The organism is Bacillus sp. ISL-34 (assembly GCF_018613325.1).
Lineage (GTDB): Bacteria > Bacillota > Bacilli > Bacillales > DSM-1321 > Peribacillus.
Genome location: NZ_JAGGQJ010000001.1, coordinates 128,698 through 147,981 on the forward strand (window position 1 = coordinate 128,698; position 19,284 = coordinate 147,981).

18 protein-coding genes and 1 tRNA gene are annotated in these 19,284 nt (G+C 40.0%); 16 read left to right on the forward strand and 3 right to left on the reverse strand.

Features of this window, described 5'->3' with window-relative positions; genetic code table 11:
* Positions 1 to 21: 21 nt before the first annotated feature.
* The 6 genes from mgtE to J7E52_RS00670 all read left to right on the forward strand — a co-directional run bounded on the left by mgtE (position 22) and on the right by J7E52_RS00670 (position 4,455).
* Positions 22 to 1,380, forward strand: a complete 1,359-nt coding sequence (mgtE, locus tag J7E52_RS00645; RefSeq protein ID WP_214743233.1) for a magnesium transporter — start codon at positions 22 to 24, stop codon at positions 1,378 to 1,380.
* Between the two features lie 372 nt (positions 1,381 to 1,752).
* Positions 1,753 to 2,781, forward strand: coding sequence for an NADP-dependent oxidoreductase (locus J7E52_RS00650; RefSeq protein ID WP_214743267.1), 1,029 nt, complete (start codon positions 1,753 to 1,755; stop codon positions 2,779 to 2,781).
* A 156-nt stretch (positions 2,782 to 2,937) separates the two neighbouring features.
* Positions 2,938 to 3,081, forward strand: coding sequence for a hypothetical protein (locus J7E52_RS00655; RefSeq protein ID WP_214743234.1), 144 nt, complete (start codon positions 2,938 to 2,940; stop codon positions 3,079 to 3,081).
* A 156-nt stretch (positions 3,082 to 3,237) separates the two neighbouring features.
* Positions 3,238 to 3,651, forward strand: coding sequence for a YbjN domain-containing protein (locus J7E52_RS00660; RefSeq protein WP_063235961.1), 414 nt, complete (start codon positions 3,238 to 3,240; stop codon positions 3,649 to 3,651).
* Positions 3,652 to 3,841: 190 nt separating this feature from the next.
* A tRNA-Gly gene (locus tag J7E52_RS00665) sits at positions 3,842 to 3,915 on the forward strand.
* 396 nt (positions 3,916 to 4,311) lie between these two features.
* On the forward strand, positions 4,312 to 4,455 hold the full coding sequence (locus tag J7E52_RS00670) for a hypothetical protein (RefSeq protein WP_214743235.1): 144 nt from the start codon (positions 4,312 to 4,314) through the stop codon (positions 4,453 to 4,455).
* 408 nt (positions 4,456 to 4,863) lie between these two features.
* Here the strand turns inward: J7E52_RS00670 and J7E52_RS00675 are convergent, their stop codons facing one another.
* Positions 4,864 to 5,532: a B3/B4 domain-containing protein gene (locus J7E52_RS00675; RefSeq protein WP_214743236.1), complete on the reverse strand. Its 669-nt coding sequence runs from the start codon at positions 5,530 to 5,532 to the stop codon at positions 4,864 to 4,866.
* A gap of 105 nt (positions 5,533 to 5,637) precedes the next feature.
* Here J7E52_RS00675 and queG point away from each other — a divergent pair, with 105 nt between their 5' ends.
* The 8 genes from queG to J7E52_RS00715 all read left to right on the forward strand — a co-directional run bounded on the left by queG (position 5,638) and on the right by J7E52_RS00715 (position 13,318).
* On the forward strand, positions 5,638 to 6,774 hold the full coding sequence (gene queG, locus J7E52_RS00680; RefSeq protein ID WP_214743237.1) for a tRNA epoxyqueuosine(34) reductase QueG: 1,137 nt from the start codon (positions 5,638 to 5,640) through the stop codon (positions 6,772 to 6,774).
* Between the two features lie 202 nt (positions 6,775 to 6,976).
* On the forward strand, positions 6,977 to 7,834 hold the full coding sequence (locus J7E52_RS00685) for an amidase domain-containing protein (RefSeq protein WP_214743238.1): 858 nt from the start codon (positions 6,977 to 6,979) through the stop codon (positions 7,832 to 7,834).
* Positions 7,835 to 7,901: 67 nt separating this feature from the next.
* Positions 7,902 to 8,390 carry a tRNA (uridine(34)/cytosine(34)/5-carboxymethylaminomethyluridine(34)-2'-O)-methyltransferase TrmL gene (trmL, locus tag J7E52_RS00690; RefSeq protein ID WP_063235965.1) on the forward strand — a complete coding sequence of 163 codons (489 nt, stop codon included), beginning with the start codon at positions 7,902 to 7,904 and terminating at the stop codon, positions 8,388 to 8,390.
* 81 nt (positions 8,391 to 8,471) lie between these two features.
* Positions 8,472 to 9,221, forward strand: a complete 750-nt coding sequence (gene nfsA / locus J7E52_RS00695) for an oxygen-insensitive NADPH nitroreductase (protein ID WP_214743239.1) — start codon at positions 8,472 to 8,474, stop codon at positions 9,219 to 9,221.
* A gap of 296 nt (positions 9,222 to 9,517) precedes the next feature.
* Positions 9,518 to 10,366, forward strand: coding sequence for an ABC transporter ATP-binding protein (locus J7E52_RS00700; protein ID WP_214743240.1), 849 nt, complete (start codon positions 9,518 to 9,520; stop codon positions 10,364 to 10,366).
* Entirely contained in the window at positions 10,317 to 11,237 is a 921-nt protein-coding gene (locus tag J7E52_RS00705; protein WP_214743241.1) for an iron-hydroxamate ABC transporter substrate-binding protein, read from the forward strand. The genes J7E52_RS00700 and J7E52_RS00705 overlap by 50 nt, the downstream gene beginning before the upstream one ends.
* Positions 11,238 to 11,303: 66 nt before the next feature.
* Positions 11,304 to 12,314, forward strand: a complete 1,011-nt coding sequence (locus tag J7E52_RS00710) for a FecCD family ABC transporter permease (RefSeq protein ID WP_214743242.1) — start codon at positions 11,304 to 11,306, stop codon at positions 12,312 to 12,314.
* The gene (locus tag J7E52_RS00715; RefSeq protein ID WP_214743243.1) at positions 12,311 to 13,318 is read left to right on the forward strand and encodes a FecCD family ABC transporter permease; all 1,008 of its coding nucleotides are present in this window, start codon (positions 12,311 to 12,313) and stop codon (positions 13,316 to 13,318) included. Before J7E52_RS00710 ends, J7E52_RS00715 begins: the two co-directional genes overlap by 4 nt.
* Before the next feature lie 80 nt (positions 13,319 to 13,398).
* On the opposite strand, the gene J7E52_RS00720 is transcribed toward J7E52_RS00715, so the two are convergent.
* Positions 13,399 to 14,346, reverse strand: coding sequence for a response regulator (locus J7E52_RS00720; RefSeq protein ID WP_214743244.1), 948 nt, complete (start codon positions 14,344 to 14,346; stop codon positions 13,399 to 13,401).
* A gap of 4 nt (positions 14,347 to 14,350) precedes the next feature.
* The gene (locus tag J7E52_RS00725; protein WP_214743268.1) at positions 14,351 to 15,613 is read right to left on the reverse strand and encodes a sensor histidine kinase; all 1,263 of its coding nucleotides are present in this window, start codon (positions 15,611 to 15,613) and stop codon (positions 14,351 to 14,353) included.
* 439 nt (positions 15,614 to 16,052) lie between these two features.
* Here J7E52_RS00725 and J7E52_RS00730 point away from each other — a divergent pair, with 439 nt between their 5' ends.
* Both J7E52_RS00730 and J7E52_RS00735 read left to right on the forward strand, forming a co-directional pair.
* On the forward strand, positions 16,053 to 17,042 hold the full coding sequence (locus tag J7E52_RS00730; RefSeq protein ID WP_214743269.1) for a glutaminase: 990 nt from the start codon (positions 16,053 to 16,055) through the stop codon (positions 17,040 to 17,042).
* 199 nt (positions 17,043 to 17,241) lie between these two features.
* Positions 17,242 to 18,876, forward strand: coding sequence for a glutamate/serine transporter AimA (locus J7E52_RS00735; protein WP_214743245.1), 1,635 nt, complete (start codon positions 17,242 to 17,244; stop codon positions 18,874 to 18,876).
* The last annotated feature ends 408 nt before the right edge of the window (positions 18,877 to 19,284 follow it).

The following is a 19,284-nucleotide window of genomic DNA, read 5'->3' on the forward strand; positions in this document are numbered from 1 at the left end:
TAAAAAGGAGTGAGTGACGAAATGATAAAAGTCCTGACGGAAGATCAAATAACTTTACAAATCATAAAAGTTTTAAAAGAAGGAAAAAAGAAAGAATTTCAAGCAATATTAGAAGAACTCCAACCATATGACATTGCTCGCATTTTTGAGGGGCTCCCAGAAAAACACCATACACGTTTCTTGTTGTTACTTGATTCAGAACAAATCGCTGAACTGATTCAAGAAGTTGAGAAAGTGCATCAATTAACAATTCTTAGTAAATTAGGGATAGAGAAATCCGGCCATGTAATGGATTTAATGGATAATGATGATCTAGCTTCATTGTTAGAGGACCTATCCCCTGGAAAAATCGAAGAACTTCTTTCAGGCATGAAACAGGAAGAATCAAAAATCGTTCAAAATATCATGAATTATCCCCCTGAAACGGCCGGGCGAATAATGACAAACCGTTTTGTATGGATCCCCCAACATTATACGGTTCGTGAATCAGTTGAAAAACTGAAAATCTTTGCGGAGTTTTCGGAAACGATCAACTATCTTTATGTAATAGATAATGATAAAAAATTAGTGGGTGTTGTCTCATATCGGGATTTAATAATAAATGATGAATCTGAAAAAATTCAAGATATTATGTATAGCCGGGTTATCTCCGTATCTGCTTATGAAGACCAAGAAGAGGTAGCTCGTGTTATTGAGCGATATGATTTTTTAGCAATTCCTGTAGTTGAAAAAAATAATGAGTTATTAGGAATTGTAACCGTCGATGATATTATTGATGTTGTCATTAAGGAAGCGAATGAGGATATTGAAAAATTATCGGCATCCGGTAAAGCTATAGACTTTGACACGAAGGCGCACGTGGCTGCATATCGTCGGCTGCCCTGGCTTATTTTACTTTTATTTATCGGATTAGTGTCTGGAACCATTATAAGCGGTTTTGAAGAAACATTGTCAAAAGTGGTTGCACTTGCCTTCTTTATGCCGATGATCGCAGGGATGACTGGAAATACAGGTACTCAATCTTTGGCTGTTGTTGTAAGAGGCCTAATCACTAGTGATACGGATAAAGGGGTCGTGACCAGACTTATTATACGGGAACTGAAAGTTGGATTGATAATAGGCATTACCTGTGGAATATTGATTTCCATCATAGCTTATGTTTGGCAGGGAAATCCCGTTCTGGGATTAGTGGTTGGAAGTTCGTTAGTGATGACCCTAATTATCGGGACTTTAGCTGGGACCATTATTCCTTTGATTTTATATAAATTCAACATCGATCCTGCAGTTGCTTCTGGTCCGCTAATTACAACACTAAATGATATACTCTCGTTGCTTATTTACTTTGGAATTGCAACGATGTTTATTTCTAAATTGATGTAGTCTATCCATTAAATCAGTGTTTTTTCAAGGGCGAACATGGTCTCAATGATTGCAGTGCAAACTGTCCAGGCTGACTTTTTAAATCGGGAAAGTGCGGTGCTTGATCATCTGCCAAGCGAACATGAAAATTAGAGTATTTCAAGCTGCGGCCTTTTTCTCGGTATCCAATCGGGGAAAGGCCGTTAAATTTTGAGTAGCGAACCGTATATTAAAATGAAAAACATGGGACATAATAGGCTATAGCAAGTTTGGGGAAAGGCTACATAAAGAGTGTTATGGAAGCAATAGCCAATCATATTCTTTGACCTATGAACTTCATCAGTGATACGCTTCTTTTCGAAATTACGTATTCAAAACCAAGGAGGAACAATGATGACACAAACCAAACAACAAATAATCACCCTGGCAAACCGTCCAAAAGGTATGCCCTCGAAAGGGGATTTTAACTTTGTTGAGAGTGAAGTTCCCACACCAAAGGATAATGAGATTTTAATACGTACACTATATTTATCTGTCGATCCATATATGCGTGGCAGAATGCAAGATACCAAATCATATATTGCTCCATTTGAATTGAATAAGGTCATCACGGGCGGCGTTGTTGCTGAAGTTGTTGAGTCCAAATCGAATTCCTTCAAACAAGGGGATGTCGTTGTTGGGAATATCGACTGGGCAGAATACACAGTTGTCACCGAAAAGGAAATCCGCGTGATTGATCCCATGGTGGCTCCGGTCACAACTCATTTAGGGATTCTTGGAATGACCGGTTTAACTGCTTACTTTGGTTTGCTTGATATTGGTAAGCCTCAAGAAGGTGAAACGGTAGTCGTTTCAGGAGCGGCTGGAGCAGTTGGTTCAGTAGTCGGACAAATTGCTAAGATTAAAGGTGCGAAGGTTGTTGGCATCGCTGGTTCAGATGAAAAACTTGAGTACTTAACGAAAGAGCTCGGATTTGATGGAGCCGTAAATTATAAAAGTGATAGTTTTACGACAGATTTAGCTAATGCCGTTCCTGATGGAGTCGATGTTTATTTCGATAATGTGGGCGGCGAGGTGTCCGATGCTGTTTTCACACTTTTGAATGCGAATGCCCGAATTCCATTATGCGGAGCGATTTCCTCGTATAACGCAGAAGGAAAAGATCTAGGACCGCGTCTGCAATCGGCGATGATTAAAACGAGTGCACTCATGAAAGGTTTCACAGTTGGAAATTATGCCGCTAGATTCCAAGAGGGTGCTACGGAATTAGGCAAGTGGCTTCAAGAAGGAAAGCTGAAGTATGAAGAAACGATTATTGAAGGGTTCGAAAACACACCTGATGCATTTTTAGGTTTGTTTAAAGGAACGAACCTCGGTAAACAGCTTGTAAAAGTTGCGGAACCTGAATTCGCTCAACTATAAGTTTTAGGAAATAAAGCTGAAGAAGGTCCTTTGTTGTGATTTTTAAGCAGCTTATAACAAAAGCGGCCTTTTTTCGATATTCAATCGGGAAAAGGCCGTTTTCCTTTCAAGTAAAATATATTAGTGGTATCTCTTAAACCATTTGAAGGATAAACCATGGCGATAGCGGCAGATAAAAGTCGATCACATACGAATAAAGAAGTTCCTGAAATTGAAGGATACTCAAAAATTCGCCAGGAAATTTTGGACCTTCAAGAATCGCTTCAGTTTTGCGGAGAAGCAACTGGCAAATCAATCTAATGATTCTATTAAGGAGTTCATATTTGACTCCCTTTCTTTTAATGAGTGAATTCTTCGCCCTTGTAATCGGATGAAATTGGAAGATTTGTAGAAAAGTCTGTAAAAATGCCAGTTTTCATTATAAAATGTACTTACAAACAGAAAGGTGGATGAGCCATGTCAAACGTTGCTAAATTTCGTGATTTTTTAACTAGTGAGAAAATCTATATGAATGAGTTGAATGAAGATGGCACCACCTTTTTTAGAGCTGAGCAAAAGTTAAAGGACGGGTGGAAGGTCCTTTTAGTATTTGCATTCAATCAAGATGAAAATGTGGCGGACTTATTTTGCTTTAATGTCGCCGAGTTGAAGAATCCTGAAAAGAAACAGGATGTACATACACTGTTGAATGAATATAATGCTAATTTTAGGTATTCCAAGCTGTATGAGGAAAATGGGACCATTTCCATTCGTTATTCATACTCCATTGAGGGGGATATCGTACCGGATCTGGCGTTCAGGAAGTTAATCATGCTGCTTGAAACGGCACAGCAGGTTTATCCGCGGTTAATGGAAGTCATTTGGTCTTAAATCATCATATAGGATGAAAAAGTTCTCTGAATCAGGGGACTTTTTAACATTTTTACTAGAGTGAATGAATATATTAACGTTACAATACGTTAATTATTAATTTTTTTTAAAAGAACTATTGCATTTTTTCACATTAAACTATATAATTAATTTTGTTGATTGGTAATTCGACAAACTTCTACAAGGATATGCGGGTGTAGTTTAGTGGTAAAACCTCAGCCTTCCAAGCTGATGATGAGGGTTCGATTCCCTTCACCCGCTCCAATACATACTCATAACGTAGGGTTTCGTTACCTGGAGAACGAAGCTTTGCGTTTAAATATTATTACAAGAATTCTACTGTTTACAGTGGGATTTTTTTATTGTCCAAATTTCTTACATTTTGTTGAAGCAATAGTACCGGAGTATTCTATTTTTTGATTATCCTCCATTCGGAGGGATTTCGAAGCAGCACAAACTTGTTCAATCTGATTAACTACGTTGTAGAATCAGTTTGAATAAGTTTGTGCTTTTTTTGTCTAAACTGTCAAGTTGTGTAATTGAAGTATGTTTAGCGATTGTTAATGAGGAGAGAAAGCGTGCCAGGCAATGTAACCATCGATTATTATACCCGCCAATAATATAAGGATGATTATCTATTCTAAAGGCAGAAAGTAACCATTGTTATGGTTGCAGTTTGGCGGCACAAAAGGGATTTGGAGTCCGAATAGTGAGGTGAAGGTCGAAAAAAGTGCTCCAGCTGAATCAACTGAAACGTTTTTACAGAAAAAAACTGCAGGCAATCTCGCGCTTTATGTTTTATGAAACCCCCTACTAGATTGAAGAAATTGCGACACTCCTGCCGAATAACTGGCTAGCCGAGACCCCACAGTCGCATGAGGCTCGGCAGACAGTCAGCGGAAAGGGAGCGGATTTCTGAAATCAACTGCAACTTTTATTAATTTGTCTACAGTCTGTAATCATTGTTATGGTTGTGTTCGCTTAGAAACAAATCAAAGGGATTATAAATATTATTTGTCATGTAATTACCCAAGCTTGTTGTATTGATAAAGAGAGTGAATATCCTTTACGAATCATTTTATCGCCTTTTTTCAGGGTTTGGATCGATCGGTTGAATAAAAGGATATAGCGCACTGGTTTTATTAATCGGAAAAAATCATGAAAAAGACCCCTTCCGATTGTGGAAGGGGTTTATTTCCGTTCAATTTTTAATTATCCTTCTAAAATCGAGTAAGTCCCTTCACCACCGTGGATTTCAAGGAACATGTCCATCAGGGATTTCGTTAGCTGATCTGCTTCCGTGATTGGAGTATTGGGTTGTAAATAAATGATTTGGATGGCTTTTTTCGTTTCTTCGGTGACTTTAGTGCGTTCTGAATCAACGTAAGGACTTCCGAATGCGCCCTCTTGATCGGCTGATGTAATCATATTTTCCATGGAATTCAAGCGGCCGTTCAAACCGTCATAACCATCTGACCCCTCGCCAATCTTAATGGAGATGTCCCCCGACAATTTTTCCGCATCATAAATGCCGATCGGAACTTCATATAACAGCGAGAAGAAGTTATTTAAATCGATGGCAGAATGGATGGGTGTCAAGTAATTCTGTTTTTTTACGCGGCGGTAAAGGGCTTCCACGGAGGGGCGATACCGTGACGGGTTTGTTCCCGTAGCCTTGAAAATCTCTCGCCACACTTTAATGCCGGGAAAGTCGGTCAATTCCTTTTCTTCAAGGTCGAAGAAAAGAGCTTCCTGAAATAGTTGAAGTCTTCCTTTCACCATTTGCGGGGAGGGACCTACTTCGATGTTTTCATATGTAATGATCCCAACTTTGAATTGAGGGATTTTACTGCTAATATTAGCTGATAAGGTAATTTCCAACCGTTTCACCTCCAAAAATGATTGCAATTAGTTTATCATAGATAGCAATGGTTTGAAATGGATTCAAGCTTCAATGGGAATACTGAATGAACGTAGGTGATTAATATGGATATGAACACATTCAAGCAAGAAGTGATTTTATATAGTAAGGAAATCGGCATCGATAAAATCGGCTTTACATCGGCCACGGCCTTTACCGAATTGAAAGGTCGTCTGATACGCCAGCAGGAGCTGGATTATCAGTCAGGGTTTGAAGAAGCCGATATAGAAAAAAGGGTAAGGCCTGAATTGATATTCGATAAACCGCAATCCATCATTTCGATTGCGCTTGCTTATCCTTCGAAATTGAAGGATGCGCCGCAAAGTACAAAAAGTGAGCGTCGGGGGATCTTTTGCCGGGCTTCTTGGGGAACGGATTATCATACCGTTCTTCGTAATAAATTGCAGTTACTTGAGGATTTCATTAAAGATAAAGTGCCAGGGGCAGTGACGAAGTCCATGGTTGATACGGGCGAATTATCAGATAGGGCAGTGGCTGAGCGTGCAGGTATTGGCTGGAGTGCAAAAAATAGTATGATCATCACACCGGAATTCGGGTCTTATGTATACTTGGGAGACATGATCACCAACCTGCCATTTGAACCGGATCAACCGATGGAAGATCAATGCGGGACATGCAATAAATGTGTCGATGTTTGCCCGACTGGTGCGCTCGTTCAGGGCGGGCAGCTAAATTCCAAGCGTTGCATTGCGTTCTTAACGCAGACAAAAGGTTTCCTTCCGGATGAATTCAGGACGAAAATAGGCAATCGTTTGTATGGGTGTGATACATGCCAGACCGTTTGTCCGAAAAACAAAGGAATGGATTTTCATTTTCATGAAGAAATGGAACCCGATCCGGAGCTGGCGAAACCGCTGTTGAAACCCCTGCTTTCGATTTCGAATCGGGACTTCAAAGAGACATACGGCCATGTATCTGGCTCTTGGCGCGGTAAAAAACCAATCCAACGAAATGCCATTTTAGCATTGGCCCATTTCAAAGATGAAACGGCATTGCCTCAATTGATACAGGTCATGAAGGATGATCCTCGGCCTGTCATCAGGGGGACGGCGGCTTGGGCAGTTGGGAAAATTGGCCGAAAGCAGGCTGTTTCCACTTTGGAGGAAGCACGAATGAAGGAAACGGATGAAGAGGTACTGGCGGAAATTGAGAAAGGACTGCAGTTTACCTTGGAAACATAATGATATCTAAAATGCAGCCGCCCCGCTAAATATTAACGGGGCGGCTTTTTTTGCTTGAAATATTCCGTTACCTTCAAGGAAACCTTTTTAAACGTTTCATTATATTTATAGGATTGAAAATCCCACATTTTATGAAGTTGTGTTTTTGTCCATGCCCTCATACATACACATTAGCATAGATGGTAAGAAGGAGGGCATGAACTTGAGGGAACAATTGCAACGCCTTTTACAAGAAAGAGTGGAGTTTTATACTTCCGATGATCTGGAACGGGGTGAAAGGAAGTTACATTTGAAGAAGGAAATGATGAGGAACCGTGCTGCGGAAATTGTTCGGGTGAATGCGGCAGGCAAGGTACATTCGAAAAGAAAGGAAGACAATGATACAGTCCTGACATATCATGTGCACCTGCAATATTTATTGAAACAGGAGGATTCATTTTATATAGAAGAAGAAATGGAAGAAAGGGAGGCACGGTTTCGAAATGGATATATAGTGGATGAACGTGAGCTGTTTCCCAGCTTTGACACCGAAGAGGCACCGCCAAAATGTGATCCAGGCGCAGATCGTCTCGCATATAAGTATGATCGAATGAAGGCCGTCCAATATGCCGAGCGTTGGTGGAACGAATTCAATCCGGCTTATTATAAATTCACTGATGATTGTACGAATTACATTTCACAATGTTTACATGCGGGAGGAATACCGATGTGGGGGGCGCCAAACAAAAGTAAGGGCTGGTGGATAAGAGGGAAAAGCTGGAGCTATTCATGGACGACGGCCCATTCTTTATATCATCTGCTTAAAGCCGGAAATGCCATCAGGACAAAGCAGGTCGAGTCGGCCAAGGAATTGAATTTGGGTGATATCCTCTGCATAGATTTCGAAGGGGACGGACGGTTTGATCATAACTTGATCGTAACGGCAAAGGATCAGGACGGGATGCCGCTAGTGAATGCACATACGATGAACAGCCGTCACCGGTATTGGACATATGAGGACTCAACCAGATACACACCGAACATCGTTTATAAATTCTTTGTGATTTTGGATGGAGGGTGATTGGTTTTTAGTCTTTTTTGTTTAATGCTATAATTAAGGTGAAGTTCAAACTAGAGGTGAAAATGAAGTGTCAATACATGTAGTTTTATATCAACCACAGATTCCAGCAAATACAGGAAATATCGCAAGAACGTGTGCAGGGACGGATACGTCTTTACATCTCATTCGCCCGCTCGGTTTCTCTACGGATGACAAACAGCTCAAACGGGCCGGGCTCGATTACTGGGAGAATGTAAAGATCCATTATTATGATTCGTTAGAAGAGTTTTATGAAAGAAATGCCGGCGGTGAATTTTATTACTTGACGAAATTCGGGGAGCAGCCGCATTCCAGCTTCGATTACAGTGATCAAGACAGTGAGATATTCTTCATTTTTGGCCGTGAAACGACGGGTCTTCCGAAAGAGCTGATCCAAGAAAATATGGATCGGTGCCTAAGGATTCCAATGACGGATAAAGTACGTTCCCTTAATCTGTCGAACACGGCTGCCATCTTGGTTTATGAAGCACTTAGACAGCAAAATTACCGTGAATTGGATTTGAAAACAAAAGGTTGAGTTTCATCAATGTCATACTGTCATCGGGGGTATTGCAGCCCCGATGATGGATACTTTACATATTCATTAGGGGTGGGAGCATTGAATAACATTATTGAGAAGATTTTAGATCACCGTTCGGTTCGTTCTTTTGAGGACAAGTTATTGTCTGAGGAGCAAATCAATACGATTGTGGAATGTGCCCAATCTGCATCGACTTCAAGTTATATTCAAGCGTATTCAATCATAGGGGTAACCGATCCGGAAAAGAAGGCCAAGCTTGCTGAACTTGCCGGACCACAGTCATATGTAGAGAAGAATGGACATCTATTCGTCTTTTGCGCCGATTTATATCGTCAGGATATGGTTTCCGAAATGGAAAACACGGACCTGTCCGAATCGATTGAAAGTACGGAGAAATTCATGGTTGCCTGTATTGATGCTGCTCTTGCGGCCCAAAATGCAGCACTGGCAGCAGAATCGATGGATCTTGGCATTTGCTATATAGGAGGGATCCGCAATAATCTCCCGAAAGTGTCAGCGATTTTGAATATACCGCATCGTGTCATACCATTATTTGCTTTAGTGGTCGGATATCCGAAAAACCGTTCGGATAAAAAGCCGCGTTTGCCGCTGTCCAATATCTATCATGAAAATGGATATCAGGAGGATAAGCAAGAGTTCATCGGACAACTTGAAGAGTATAATGAAACGATTTCCAGTTATTACGAGCGTCGGACTAAAGGTAAACGAAAAGACACCTGGACCGAGCAAATGGCTGGAATGCTTGGAAAGAAAAGCAGGTTGTACATGAAAGATTATGTCGAGAAGCAAGGATTTAAAAAACATTGATGAAAATGGCTTATTAGGAAAATTCTTGCCCTTCCCATAAGGGACATATTCCAAAGGCCTGAGTAGGGACCAAGCAGTAAAGATCCCGGAAACATTTCCGGGATCTTTACTGCTTTCATTTGTCAGTTAAATTACGGTTCGGCTCAAAAAACCTAGCGGAATTTCTTCTTATATACCCATGAAATTACCATTGACAATATATATAGATAGAATTATATTAATTAAGTAATGGATAATGATAATCATTTTCATTTGAGTTCTTACTTACCTATTTTTCAATAAATGGAGGTTAAAAAATGGTTCGCCTATATACAGAGGATTTAAATATTGGTTATGGTGAACGTTTAATTGTAAAAGATCTCAGTGTGGAAATTCCAGATAAAAAAATCACGACGATCATCGGTTCAAATGGATGTGGGAAATCCACACTTTTGAAAGCAATCACCAGAATCATTCCAAATCAATCAGGTACGGTTGTTTTAGATGGGGTGAATATCTCAAAAGAAAGCACTAAGATCCTTGCAAGAAAAATGGCCATACTTCCACAGACACCCGAGAGTGCAAGCGGATTGACAGTTGGGGAGCTCGTATCATATGGGCGCTTTCCCTATCAAAAAGGTTTTGGGCGCCTGACCCAAAAAGACTATGATGTGATTGATTGGGCACTTGAAGTGACCGGAACGAAAGACTTTAAGTTCCGTCCGGTGGATGCTCTTTCAGGAGGTCAGCGCCAGCGTGTTTGGATTGCGATGGCCCTTGCCCAGGAAACGGAAATCATCTTCCTTGATGAGCCGACCACTTATTTGGATATGGCGCATCAACTGGAGGTTCTGGAATTATTACAGAGGCTGAATGTAGAACAGGGACGTACTATCGTCATGGTTCTTCATGACTTAAACCAAGCTGCTCGCTTTGCCGACTATATCATTGCCTTAAAGGACGGGGAAATAGTCAAAGCGGGAGATTGTGAAGAAGTCATCACTCATGAAGTGCTAAAGGAAGTATTCCATATTGATGCGGTAATCGGACGAGATCAACGAACGAACAAACCAATGTGCAGCACCTACAATTTATTAAAAGGAGATTTGACAACAAATGAAAAAGATAATGATCCCGTTTATACTGCTGTTAGTGTTAATTATTAGCGCTTGTGGTAACGAGTCAGCCGAAAAAGAAAAAGGCTCCGCTTCCAAAAAGGAAAAATCAGGTACCATCACATATCAATCTGAAAATGGTCCTGTTGAAGTTCCGGCAGATCCCCAGCGTGTTTTAGTACTATCTACTTTTGCAGGTAACGTAATGGCTTTGGATGTTAACCTTGTAGGTGTCGATTCATGGTCTAAAATGAACCCGAACTTTAAAGAATTAAAAGATGTCGAAGAAGTGACGGACGAAGATCTGGAAAAGATCATCGAGTTGGATCCGGATTTAATCATTGGTTTATCAACGATTAAAAATGTTGATAAATTAAGTGAAATTGCTCCAACCGTAACGTATACATACGGAAAAGTCGACTATTTAACACAGCATGTAGAAATTGGTAAGCTTTTGAATAAAGAAAAAGAAGCCCAAGCATGGGTGGATGATTTCAAAAAACGGGCAAAAACAACCGGTGAAGACATTAAAGCCAAAATCGGTGAAGATACAACCGTTTCCGTATTCGAAAAGTTTGACAAACAGTTCTATGTATTTGGCGATAATTGGGGTCGTGGAACGGAAATCCTTTATCAAGAAATGAAGTTGGCCATGCCTGAAAAAGTAAAAGAAGCAGCGTTGAAAGATGGTTACTTTGCTCTATCTTTAGAAGTCCTGGCAGACTATGCTGGTGATTATGTGATTTTGAGTAACAATAAAGACGAGGACAATTCATTCCAACAAACTGATACGTATAAAAACATTCCTGCTGTTAAAAACAATAAACTATTTGAAGTGAATGCGAAAGAATTCTACTTCAATGATCCAATAACATTAGATTACCAATTAGATTTCTTTTCCAAAAGTTTTCTTGGAAAATAATACAGCGAGGGAGAGGGATACCAATTCCTCTCCTTTTATTCTATAAAAAAGAGATGAGAGAGACAGATGACTAATGAAAATCAACGTTTCATCCCATTTATATATAAACTGATCATAGGGATTGCTGTATTCATAGGCATGTTCATTATTTCAATGGCATTTGGTGCGGCGGATGTTACTGTAAAAGATGTCTGGCAAGCACTGACATCAAATGCTGCCGGTGAAAAGCTTTCAATCATCCGGGAAATCCGTTTCCCCCGTGAAGTGGGGGCAATCTTTGTGGGTGCAGCGCTTGCCGTTTCTGGTGCCATCATGCAGGGAATGACCAGGAATCCACTTGCCGATCCGGGTTTGCTTGGATTGACGGCAGGAGCCAATGCAGGTCTCGCCATTACTTTGGCATTTATTCCAAATGCTAATAATTTAGGGATCATGATTGCGTGTTTTATAGGTTCCGCTGTGGGGGCAACCATGGTTTTCGGAATCGGAGCGATGAAAAAGGGTGGATTTTCACCTTTGCGAATCGTATTGGCTGGTGCTGCAGTCTCTGCATTCCTATTTGCCGTTTCGCAAGGGGTCGGCATTTATTTCAAGGTATCTAAAGATGTATCGATGTGGACAGCTGGCGGGAATATCGGAACTTCATGGGAGCAGCTTCGTGTAATCGTCCCGTTCATTTTAATAGGCATCCTGATCTCCCTTTTCTTTTCCAGACAGCTTACAATACTTAGCTTGAGTGAAGAAGTGGCGGTAGGCTTAGGGCAAAAGACAACACAAATAAAGGCGGTTCTCTTCGTAGTCATCATTCTCCTGGCAGGCGCTGCCGTTGCGCTTGTTGGAAATATGGTGTTCATCGGGTTAATGGTCCCCCATATTGTTCGGGCTATCGTGGGTACGGATTATCGATTCATCCTCCCTATGTCTGCGGTTTTGGGAGCCACTTTCATGCTGCTTGCCGATACGATCGGCCGTACCATCAATTCTCCATATGAAACACCTGTGGTAGCGGTTGTTGCGATGATAGGTTTACCTTTCTTCCTCCTAATCGTGCGTAAAGGAGGTAAAGCATTTTCATGATCCAGTCAGCTTTATTCAAAAAACAGCGATGGATACTAGGTGCATTAACTGCACTCACCATCATTACGATTATTATAGGGACGTGTTCGGGATATTCCAATCTTTCTTTAGGGCGACTGATTCCAACGCTTTTCGGGCAAGGGACGTTTAAAGAGGAGTTCATTTTATTTTCCGTCCGATTGCCACGAATCGTCATCACCCTTTTGGCAGGCATGGCCCTTGCACTGTCAGGAGCCATTCTACAAGGGATCACACGTAATGATTTAGCCGATCCCGGAATCATCGGGATCAACTCAGGAGCAGGTGTTGCCATTGCCGCTTTCTTTCTGTTTTTCCCGCTTGACGCTGGTTCGTTTGTTTATATGGTTCCGCTTGTCGGTTTTATCGGAGCGTTACTGACGGCCTGTTTAATATATATCCTCTCATTCAAGAGAAGGAGTGGCCTTGAACCCGTTCGGTTAGTGTTGATCGGCGTTGGTTTTTCAATGGCGCTTTCAGGCCTGATGATTGTCCTCATTTCATCAGCGGAACGAGCAAAGGTCGATTTCATCGCAAAATGGTTGGCGGGAAATATATGGGGCACGGATTGGCCTTTCATTTGGGCAATTCTTCCATGGTTGGTCATCCTCATTCCATTCACTTTATATAAAGCAAATCGTTTGAATCTGCTTGGTTTAAGTGAACCGGTCGCAATTGGGGTGGGTGTATCGATTGAAAAGGAGCGGATCGTATTGCTAATCACGGCTGTTGCGTTGGCCGCGGCTGCCGTTTCTGTTACAGGCGGAATTGCATTCATTGGACTCATGGCCCCGCATATAGCAAAATCCCTGGTAGGACCTCGAAATCAACTATTCATTCCAGTTGCCATTTTAATCGGTGGATGGCTATTGTTGCTTGCCGATACGATCGGCCGTAATATAATTGAACCCGAGGGGATTCCTGCGGGTATCATGGTTGCATTGATCGGTGCTCCTTATTTCATGTATTTATTGTTGAAAAAATAAGAACTTGCTAAAACCCCCGAAATCTTTCAGGGGGTTTTATGTTTTTTGAGTGCTTCCGTAGTTTTTTGTTTTAATAGTGATTATCTATATCTAATTATTTCATCAGGATTCAATCGTTTCGCTTCGAAATAAAATACTTGAATGAACTTTTTTGTATTTACCCGGGTAGGTGTAAGAACTATTGTTGAATCATTTTGCAGTTCTTTCATCTTTTGGCGGACGACTGTGAAATCAAAAAATTTGGAAGCGTAATTTTCAAACTTCGGATTTGAAAAATCCGTTAAACCGAGCGAAGCAAAATGATTTAACGAATGGTTAATCGTTCTGCGTATTCGCTGTTCGGCAGCTTTTATTTCCCGATTGATATCAACCTGCAAAGCTGCTGTGCCGAGCTTTTTTTTGGTGATTTCTACAAAGATATCTTTAAGGGTCGGGAAATGCTTCCCAAAAGTAAAAGTCCTTTCATACATAAATAAATATTGAAGCATTTCCATTAAATCCTTTGCACCATTTTCTCCAACGATCCCTAATTCCGATAGTAGGAATTCACCTACCTCCCTTATGCTTTTTTCATTAGAACTATTGGATTTATCAACTTTTGGCTGTTCAAAATTCATTACACCATTTAAAGAGGCTTGGATATTTGTGATCGATCTTTCTAAATGAATCCGTTCCATAACTTTTCGGATGACTGTTAATATTTCAATACGATTGATTGGTTTAGTAATATAATAATCGATTCCAAGTGAGTATGCCTCACCAATAAGCTCCTTTGATTCAACCTGCGAAATCATAATTATTTTCCCGTTAAATGTACTTTTTATATGACGAAGTGTCTCAATGCCATCCCGGATGGGCATTAATAAATCAATGAATAATATATCAATTTGTTTTAAATTCAAAATATGTCCTTCTAATAGACTTCCATCCTCGGCTTCCTCCACCACTTCACCTAAATCTTCGTTCTCTATAATTTGGCTTAAGTTTGAACGTATGGCACAATCATCATCTGTTATAAAAAAACGCATGGAATCATCCTTTCTGGATCAACTTATGAATGGGTAATTTTATTGAAAAAACGGCACCGTTAAAACTATTTTCAAACAGGATATCGCCTCCCAGTTCTTTTACGACCTCTTTTACATATGAGAGACCAATCCCTGTTGAAGGTGTCCCGAAAAGGTCATATTTTGAAGTGAATCCAGGTTTGAATATGACAGTCTGATATTTTTGAGGAATTCCAGGTCCAGTATCAGCTACTTTAAATTCTACATTGTCGCGAATTTCACACAAACTTAAACGGATGATTCCCTTTTCTTTAATTGCTTCCACTGCATTAGCGACTAAATTATTGAAAAGAGATAACACGGTATATACATGATAATGTGAATCGTTTTTTCCATCCAATGAGTATTCAAATTGAATATCCTTTCCTAGTGATAAGGCATATTTTTCATTAATTCGGATAATTAAATGAAAAAGTTCAGCAGCATTCATATAATCTTTAAAACTCTCATTGGAAATCAATTTGGAGAGACCGGCAAAAATTCGTTGATTATCTTTCTTGACTTCATGCATTTCACCCGCAATGCGCAATGCTTTTTGACTATATGGCTCTGTAATAACATGAAGTTGCTCTCCCTGTTTTTCCAGTGCCTTTAAATCTCGATACAAATCATACGATTTCTTAGTAATATTCTCTGCATTTTTTAATGTTTTTTTTAAATGAATCGTTTCCTCGTATAAGTTGGAAATGAGCATCAGCATATGTTCATTTTGTTTTCTGATTTGTCGTTCCCTTGATTGTGCTTCATATAGCTTCATCATATTAAAAAAGCTTAAAACGATAAAACTGTGGGCGAATGCGATCATGATCATCTCGTTTAGTGAACCTAATGTAATGGTTGTTTCTAATACAATATATTGAAAGATTAATTCTACAGAGTCGGACAATATTTCGATAATGAGACCAATAAATCCAATAATCAAAGAGCGGTTTTGAAAGCGATTTATTTTCACTAAATAAAAAAGAAAGCAGTAGGTGAAATAAAAGAAAAAACTAGGATAATGAACTTGGAAAGCGGAAGCCCAAGAAAAACTATCATGCATGAAAAAATCTATTAAAATACGAAATGCCACAACCATTGTTCCTGTCAGGAAGCCCGAAAGAATGGCAGGCGTTTTCTGTAGTAATAGTAAAAAGAAGAAAAGTACAGGCGGACCAAAACTTACCCGAAACGTTTCATTTAAAGGATAAAAACTCAATTCGCCTGCTAACGGCACTGTTAACAACATCAAAGCAAGGATATTGACCTCTTTTTTCATTAACGTACTGAGATTCAAGTCGTCACCTCCCAATTTGTTTAAAAAATCAGTATACAGTTTCATCGGCCTCAATACAACGCTTACTTTGTTCTTGAATGGAACGGGCTTATAACCAATTATGGCAAAACCAATCTGTTTTTCTATCCACAAAAAATGGTAACGGAAACGTGTGAGATGTTTCCGTTTTTTTAGTGGATTTTTATTTTTTAGATTTTGTAGGTTTTCGTATGATTATGTAGTTCCCAATTTAAAATTAACGGTAGATAGAAATTTTTGAAAGCGCTTAATAATTTTTAGAATATTCATTATGTTTTTCATCGAATCTATTACAAGTAAGCATGATGGCATTCGGTAAAACGCTCATATTGAAAATATAATGATACAACAACTGAAGAGGTGGAAGAATGTGATTGAAGAATTGTCAAAAGAGTATGACATTCGCGTTAATAGTCAAAAGCAAGCCGACTTAGATGAATGGGTGGCACATTACAGACCCTATGCTACTGAAGGGCAAACCGCCAATTATATACCGGCATTGAGGAATGCACACTTATCGCAATTAGGTATTTGCATACTGGAGCCTGGTGGAACAATGATCAAGTCAGGGGATTGGGAAGTCCCATTCACGCTGCAAAGTATTTCAAAAGTGCTCAGCTTTATAGCCGCATGCTTGGGTTGCGGCATTTCTTATGTGTTAGAGAGGGTCGATGTAGAACCAACTGGGGATGCTTTCAATTCAATTATCCGTTTAGAAATGCATAAGCCGGGAAAGCCGTTTAATCCTATGATAAATGCTGGGGCGATTACCATAGCTTCGCTTCTCCCAGGTGATTCTTCACAAAAGAAATTGGAATTTCTCTATGCATTATTTGAAAATTTGTTAGGGAAGCGCCCGGCCATCAATGAGGCAGTGTATCAATCTGAATGGCAAACCTCTCATAGAAATAGAGCTTTGGCTCACTATTTAAAAGAGACGAATTATTTAGAATCGGATGTAGAGGAAGCTTTGGAGGTTTACCTCAAACAATGTTCCATAGAAGTAACCACGGAAGACATAGCCCTGCTTGGGCTGATTCTTGCACAAGATGGATACCATCCCATCCGTAAAGAACAAGTACTCCCTAAAAAAGTGGCTAAGCTGGCCAAAGCATTAATGCTTACTTGTGGTATGTACAATGCTTCGGGTAAATTTGCGGCTTTTGTAGGGGTGCCTGCCAAAAGCGGGGTATCTGGCGGAATCATGGCGCTTGTTCCTCCAAGTGCCAGAAGCGGGCTTCCTTTTAAAGATGGATGTGGCATTGGGATATACGGACCTGCCATTGATGAATATGGGAATAGCGTAACAGGTGGCATGTTGTTGAAACAAATGGCACAGGAATGGGATCTAAGCATCTTCTAAAAGCAGAGAAAATTTGTTCATATAAAAAAGCAATATAAGGGACATCCATATATACTTCTTATCAATTTCCTAAACTTTAGCAAGAGGTGATGCAATGCAGCAATCACTTTAAAATTCTATTGGACGTATTTGAAACAATTCATAAATCGGATAAGAACGTCATTAAATAATGAATTTTGGAAAGCATGGTGATGAACATATGAATAATTTGCAGCGAAAGATGGGAACGTTTTCGTTAACGATGGTAGGACTCGGGTCAATTATTGGCTCAGGTTGGTTATTCGGAGCTTGGAGAGCGGCACAAATCGCAGGACCGGCTGCCATTATCTCTTGGATTATCGGGATGGTTGTTATTTTATTTATCGCACTATCCTACAGTGAATTAGGGGCTATGTTTCCTGAAGCTGGGGGGATGGTAAAATACACGCAATACTCTCATGGCTCGTTTATAGGGTTTCTTGCAGGTTGGGCAAACTGGATTGCAATTGTTTCCGTAATTCCAGTCGAAGCGATTGCTTCTGTTCAATATATGAGCTCATGGCCATGGGAATGGGCACGGTGGACACATGGTTTAGTGGAAAATGGGAGCCTTACTGGGGGAGGCTTGGCAATTGCCTCTGCATTACTGATCGTCTACTTTTTATTAAATTACTGGACAGTTAGTTTGTTTTCAAAAGCAAATTCATTTATTACAGTCTTTAAGGTTATTATACCTGGACTTACGATCGGCTCACTTTTATTTGCCGGGTTTCATGGATCCAATTTTACCTCTGCAGGTAGTATCGCTCCTAATGGTTGGGCAAGTGTACTTACTGCTGTAGCAACTTCTGGTATCATCTTTGCATTTAACGGATTTCAAAGTCCGATTAATATGGCAGGTGAGGCAAAGAATCCTGGACGTTCGATCCCAATTGCAGTAATTGGCTCTATTTTAATTGCAACGGTTATCTACGTTTTATTACAGGTTGCGTTTATTGGAGCCGTGGATCCGTCCATGATCGTGAACGGATGGCAACATTTGAATTTCAATTCACCGTTTGCTGACTTAGCAATTGTTTTAGGCATAAACTGGTTAGTTATTTTACTATATGTGGATGCTTTTATTTCTCCTTCCGGCACAGGAATAACATACACGGCGACAACGTCACGGATGCTTTATGGAATGGAAAAGAATAAATATTTACCAAGCGTATTTGGAAAACTTCATCCACTTTATGGTATTCCGCGGCAGGCCATGTTTTTAAATCTAGGTGTTTCTTTCTTATTTTTATTCATGTTTAGAGGCTGGGGCGTATTGGCAGAGGTTATTTCGGTTGCGACTTTAGTCTCTTATATTACAGGTCCAGTTACTGTTATGACATTAAGGCGCACGGGTCAGAACTTGTATAGACCATTACGTTTAAAAGGATTAAGCATCATTGCACCACTGGGCTTTGTTTTTGCTTCCTTGGTTCTATATTGGGCAAGATGGCCACTGACAGGACAAGTATTACTTATCATTTTGATTGGTCTTCCCGTTTATTTCTATTATCAATCAAAAATAAAATGGAAGGGCTTCCGTCAAAACTTCTCGGCAGGGCTTTGGATGGTTGTTTACTTACTTTGTATGATGACCATTTCATATTTAGGCAGTGAAAAGTTTGGTGGACTAAACATAATCCCATTTGGTTGGGATATGGCCATCATTACATGTTTATCTCTAGGGTTTTATAGTTGGGCAATAAAGAGTGGATTCCAAACAGAATATTTGGAACAAGGCCGAAAAGTAAATGACGACTTGAGATCGATGGAGAACAACATCGTAGCTCAAACTGATAAAAAGAACGCTGTATAAATGATGAAGCCACTTAATTGAGTGGCATGCTCCAATAAGCATGATTAAGCTATTACATTCGTTGAATGACTTCGAAAGTGCTTCTTTCTATTTATATTGATGAGGACGCTAAAAAGGGGACGGCATATTTAATTTGCTGTCCCCTTTTTGGAATTTAAGAAAGGCTGTTATTTTTTTATTTCACACCTGGTTTATCGTCATACCCGGCAGTGAAGATAGCGGCTATAAATGTAATAGCAACTCCAACGATAATAACTGTGCCCATGCTGTGACCTCCCTTTACCCATATTGTCCCACTTAAGTATAGGCTTAGTATACCCTAATTTTTAGCAGGAGTGCACACAATTTTTTCTTGTAAGCATGATTGTCATCAATTCTTCAATGATAAAGCCTTCTCCGATACATGGA

Bases quoted from the DNA above. Each gene is read 5' to 3' on its own strand.
- mgtE (WP_214743233.1), top strand. From the start codon at position 22: ATGATAAAAGTCCTGACGGAAGATCAAATAACTTTACAAATCATAAAA.
- J7E52_RS00650 (WP_214743267.1), top strand. From the start codon at position 1,753: ATGACACAAACCAAACAACAAATAATCACCCTGGCAAACCGTCCAAAA.
- J7E52_RS00655 (WP_214743234.1), top strand. From the start codon at position 2,938: ATGGCGATAGCGGCAGATAAAAGTCGATCACATACGAATAAAGAAGTT.
- J7E52_RS00660 (WP_063235961.1), top strand. From the start codon at position 3,238: ATGTCAAACGTTGCTAAATTTCGTGATTTTTTAACTAGTGAGAAAATC.
- queG (WP_214743237.1), top strand. From the start codon at position 5,638: ATGGATATGAACACATTCAAGCAAGAAGTGATTTTATATAGTAAGGAA.
- J7E52_RS00700 (WP_214743240.1), top strand. From the start codon at position 9,518: ATGGTTCGCCTATATACAGAGGATTTAAATATTGGTTATGGTGAACGT.
- J7E52_RS00705 (WP_214743241.1), top strand. From the start codon at position 10,317: ATGAAAAAGATAATGATCCCGTTTATACTGCTGTTAGTGTTAATTATT.
- J7E52_RS00710 (WP_214743242.1), top strand. From the start codon at position 11,304: ATGACTAATGAAAATCAACGTTTCATCCCATTTATATATAAACTGATC.
- J7E52_RS00715 (WP_214743243.1), top strand. From the start codon at position 12,311: ATGATCCAGTCAGCTTTATTCAAAAAACAGCGATGGATACTAGGTGCA.
- J7E52_RS00720 (WP_214743244.1), bottom strand. From the start codon at position 14,346: ATGCGTTTTTTTATAACAGATGATGATTGTGCCATACGTTCAAACTTA.
- J7E52_RS00725 (WP_214743268.1), bottom strand. From the start codon at position 15,613: ATGTTGTTAACAGTGCCGTTAGCAGGCGAATTGAGTTTTTATCCTTTA.
- J7E52_RS00735 (WP_214743245.1), top strand. From the start codon at position 17,242: ATGAATAATTTGCAGCGAAAGATGGGAACGTTTTCGTTAACGATGGTA.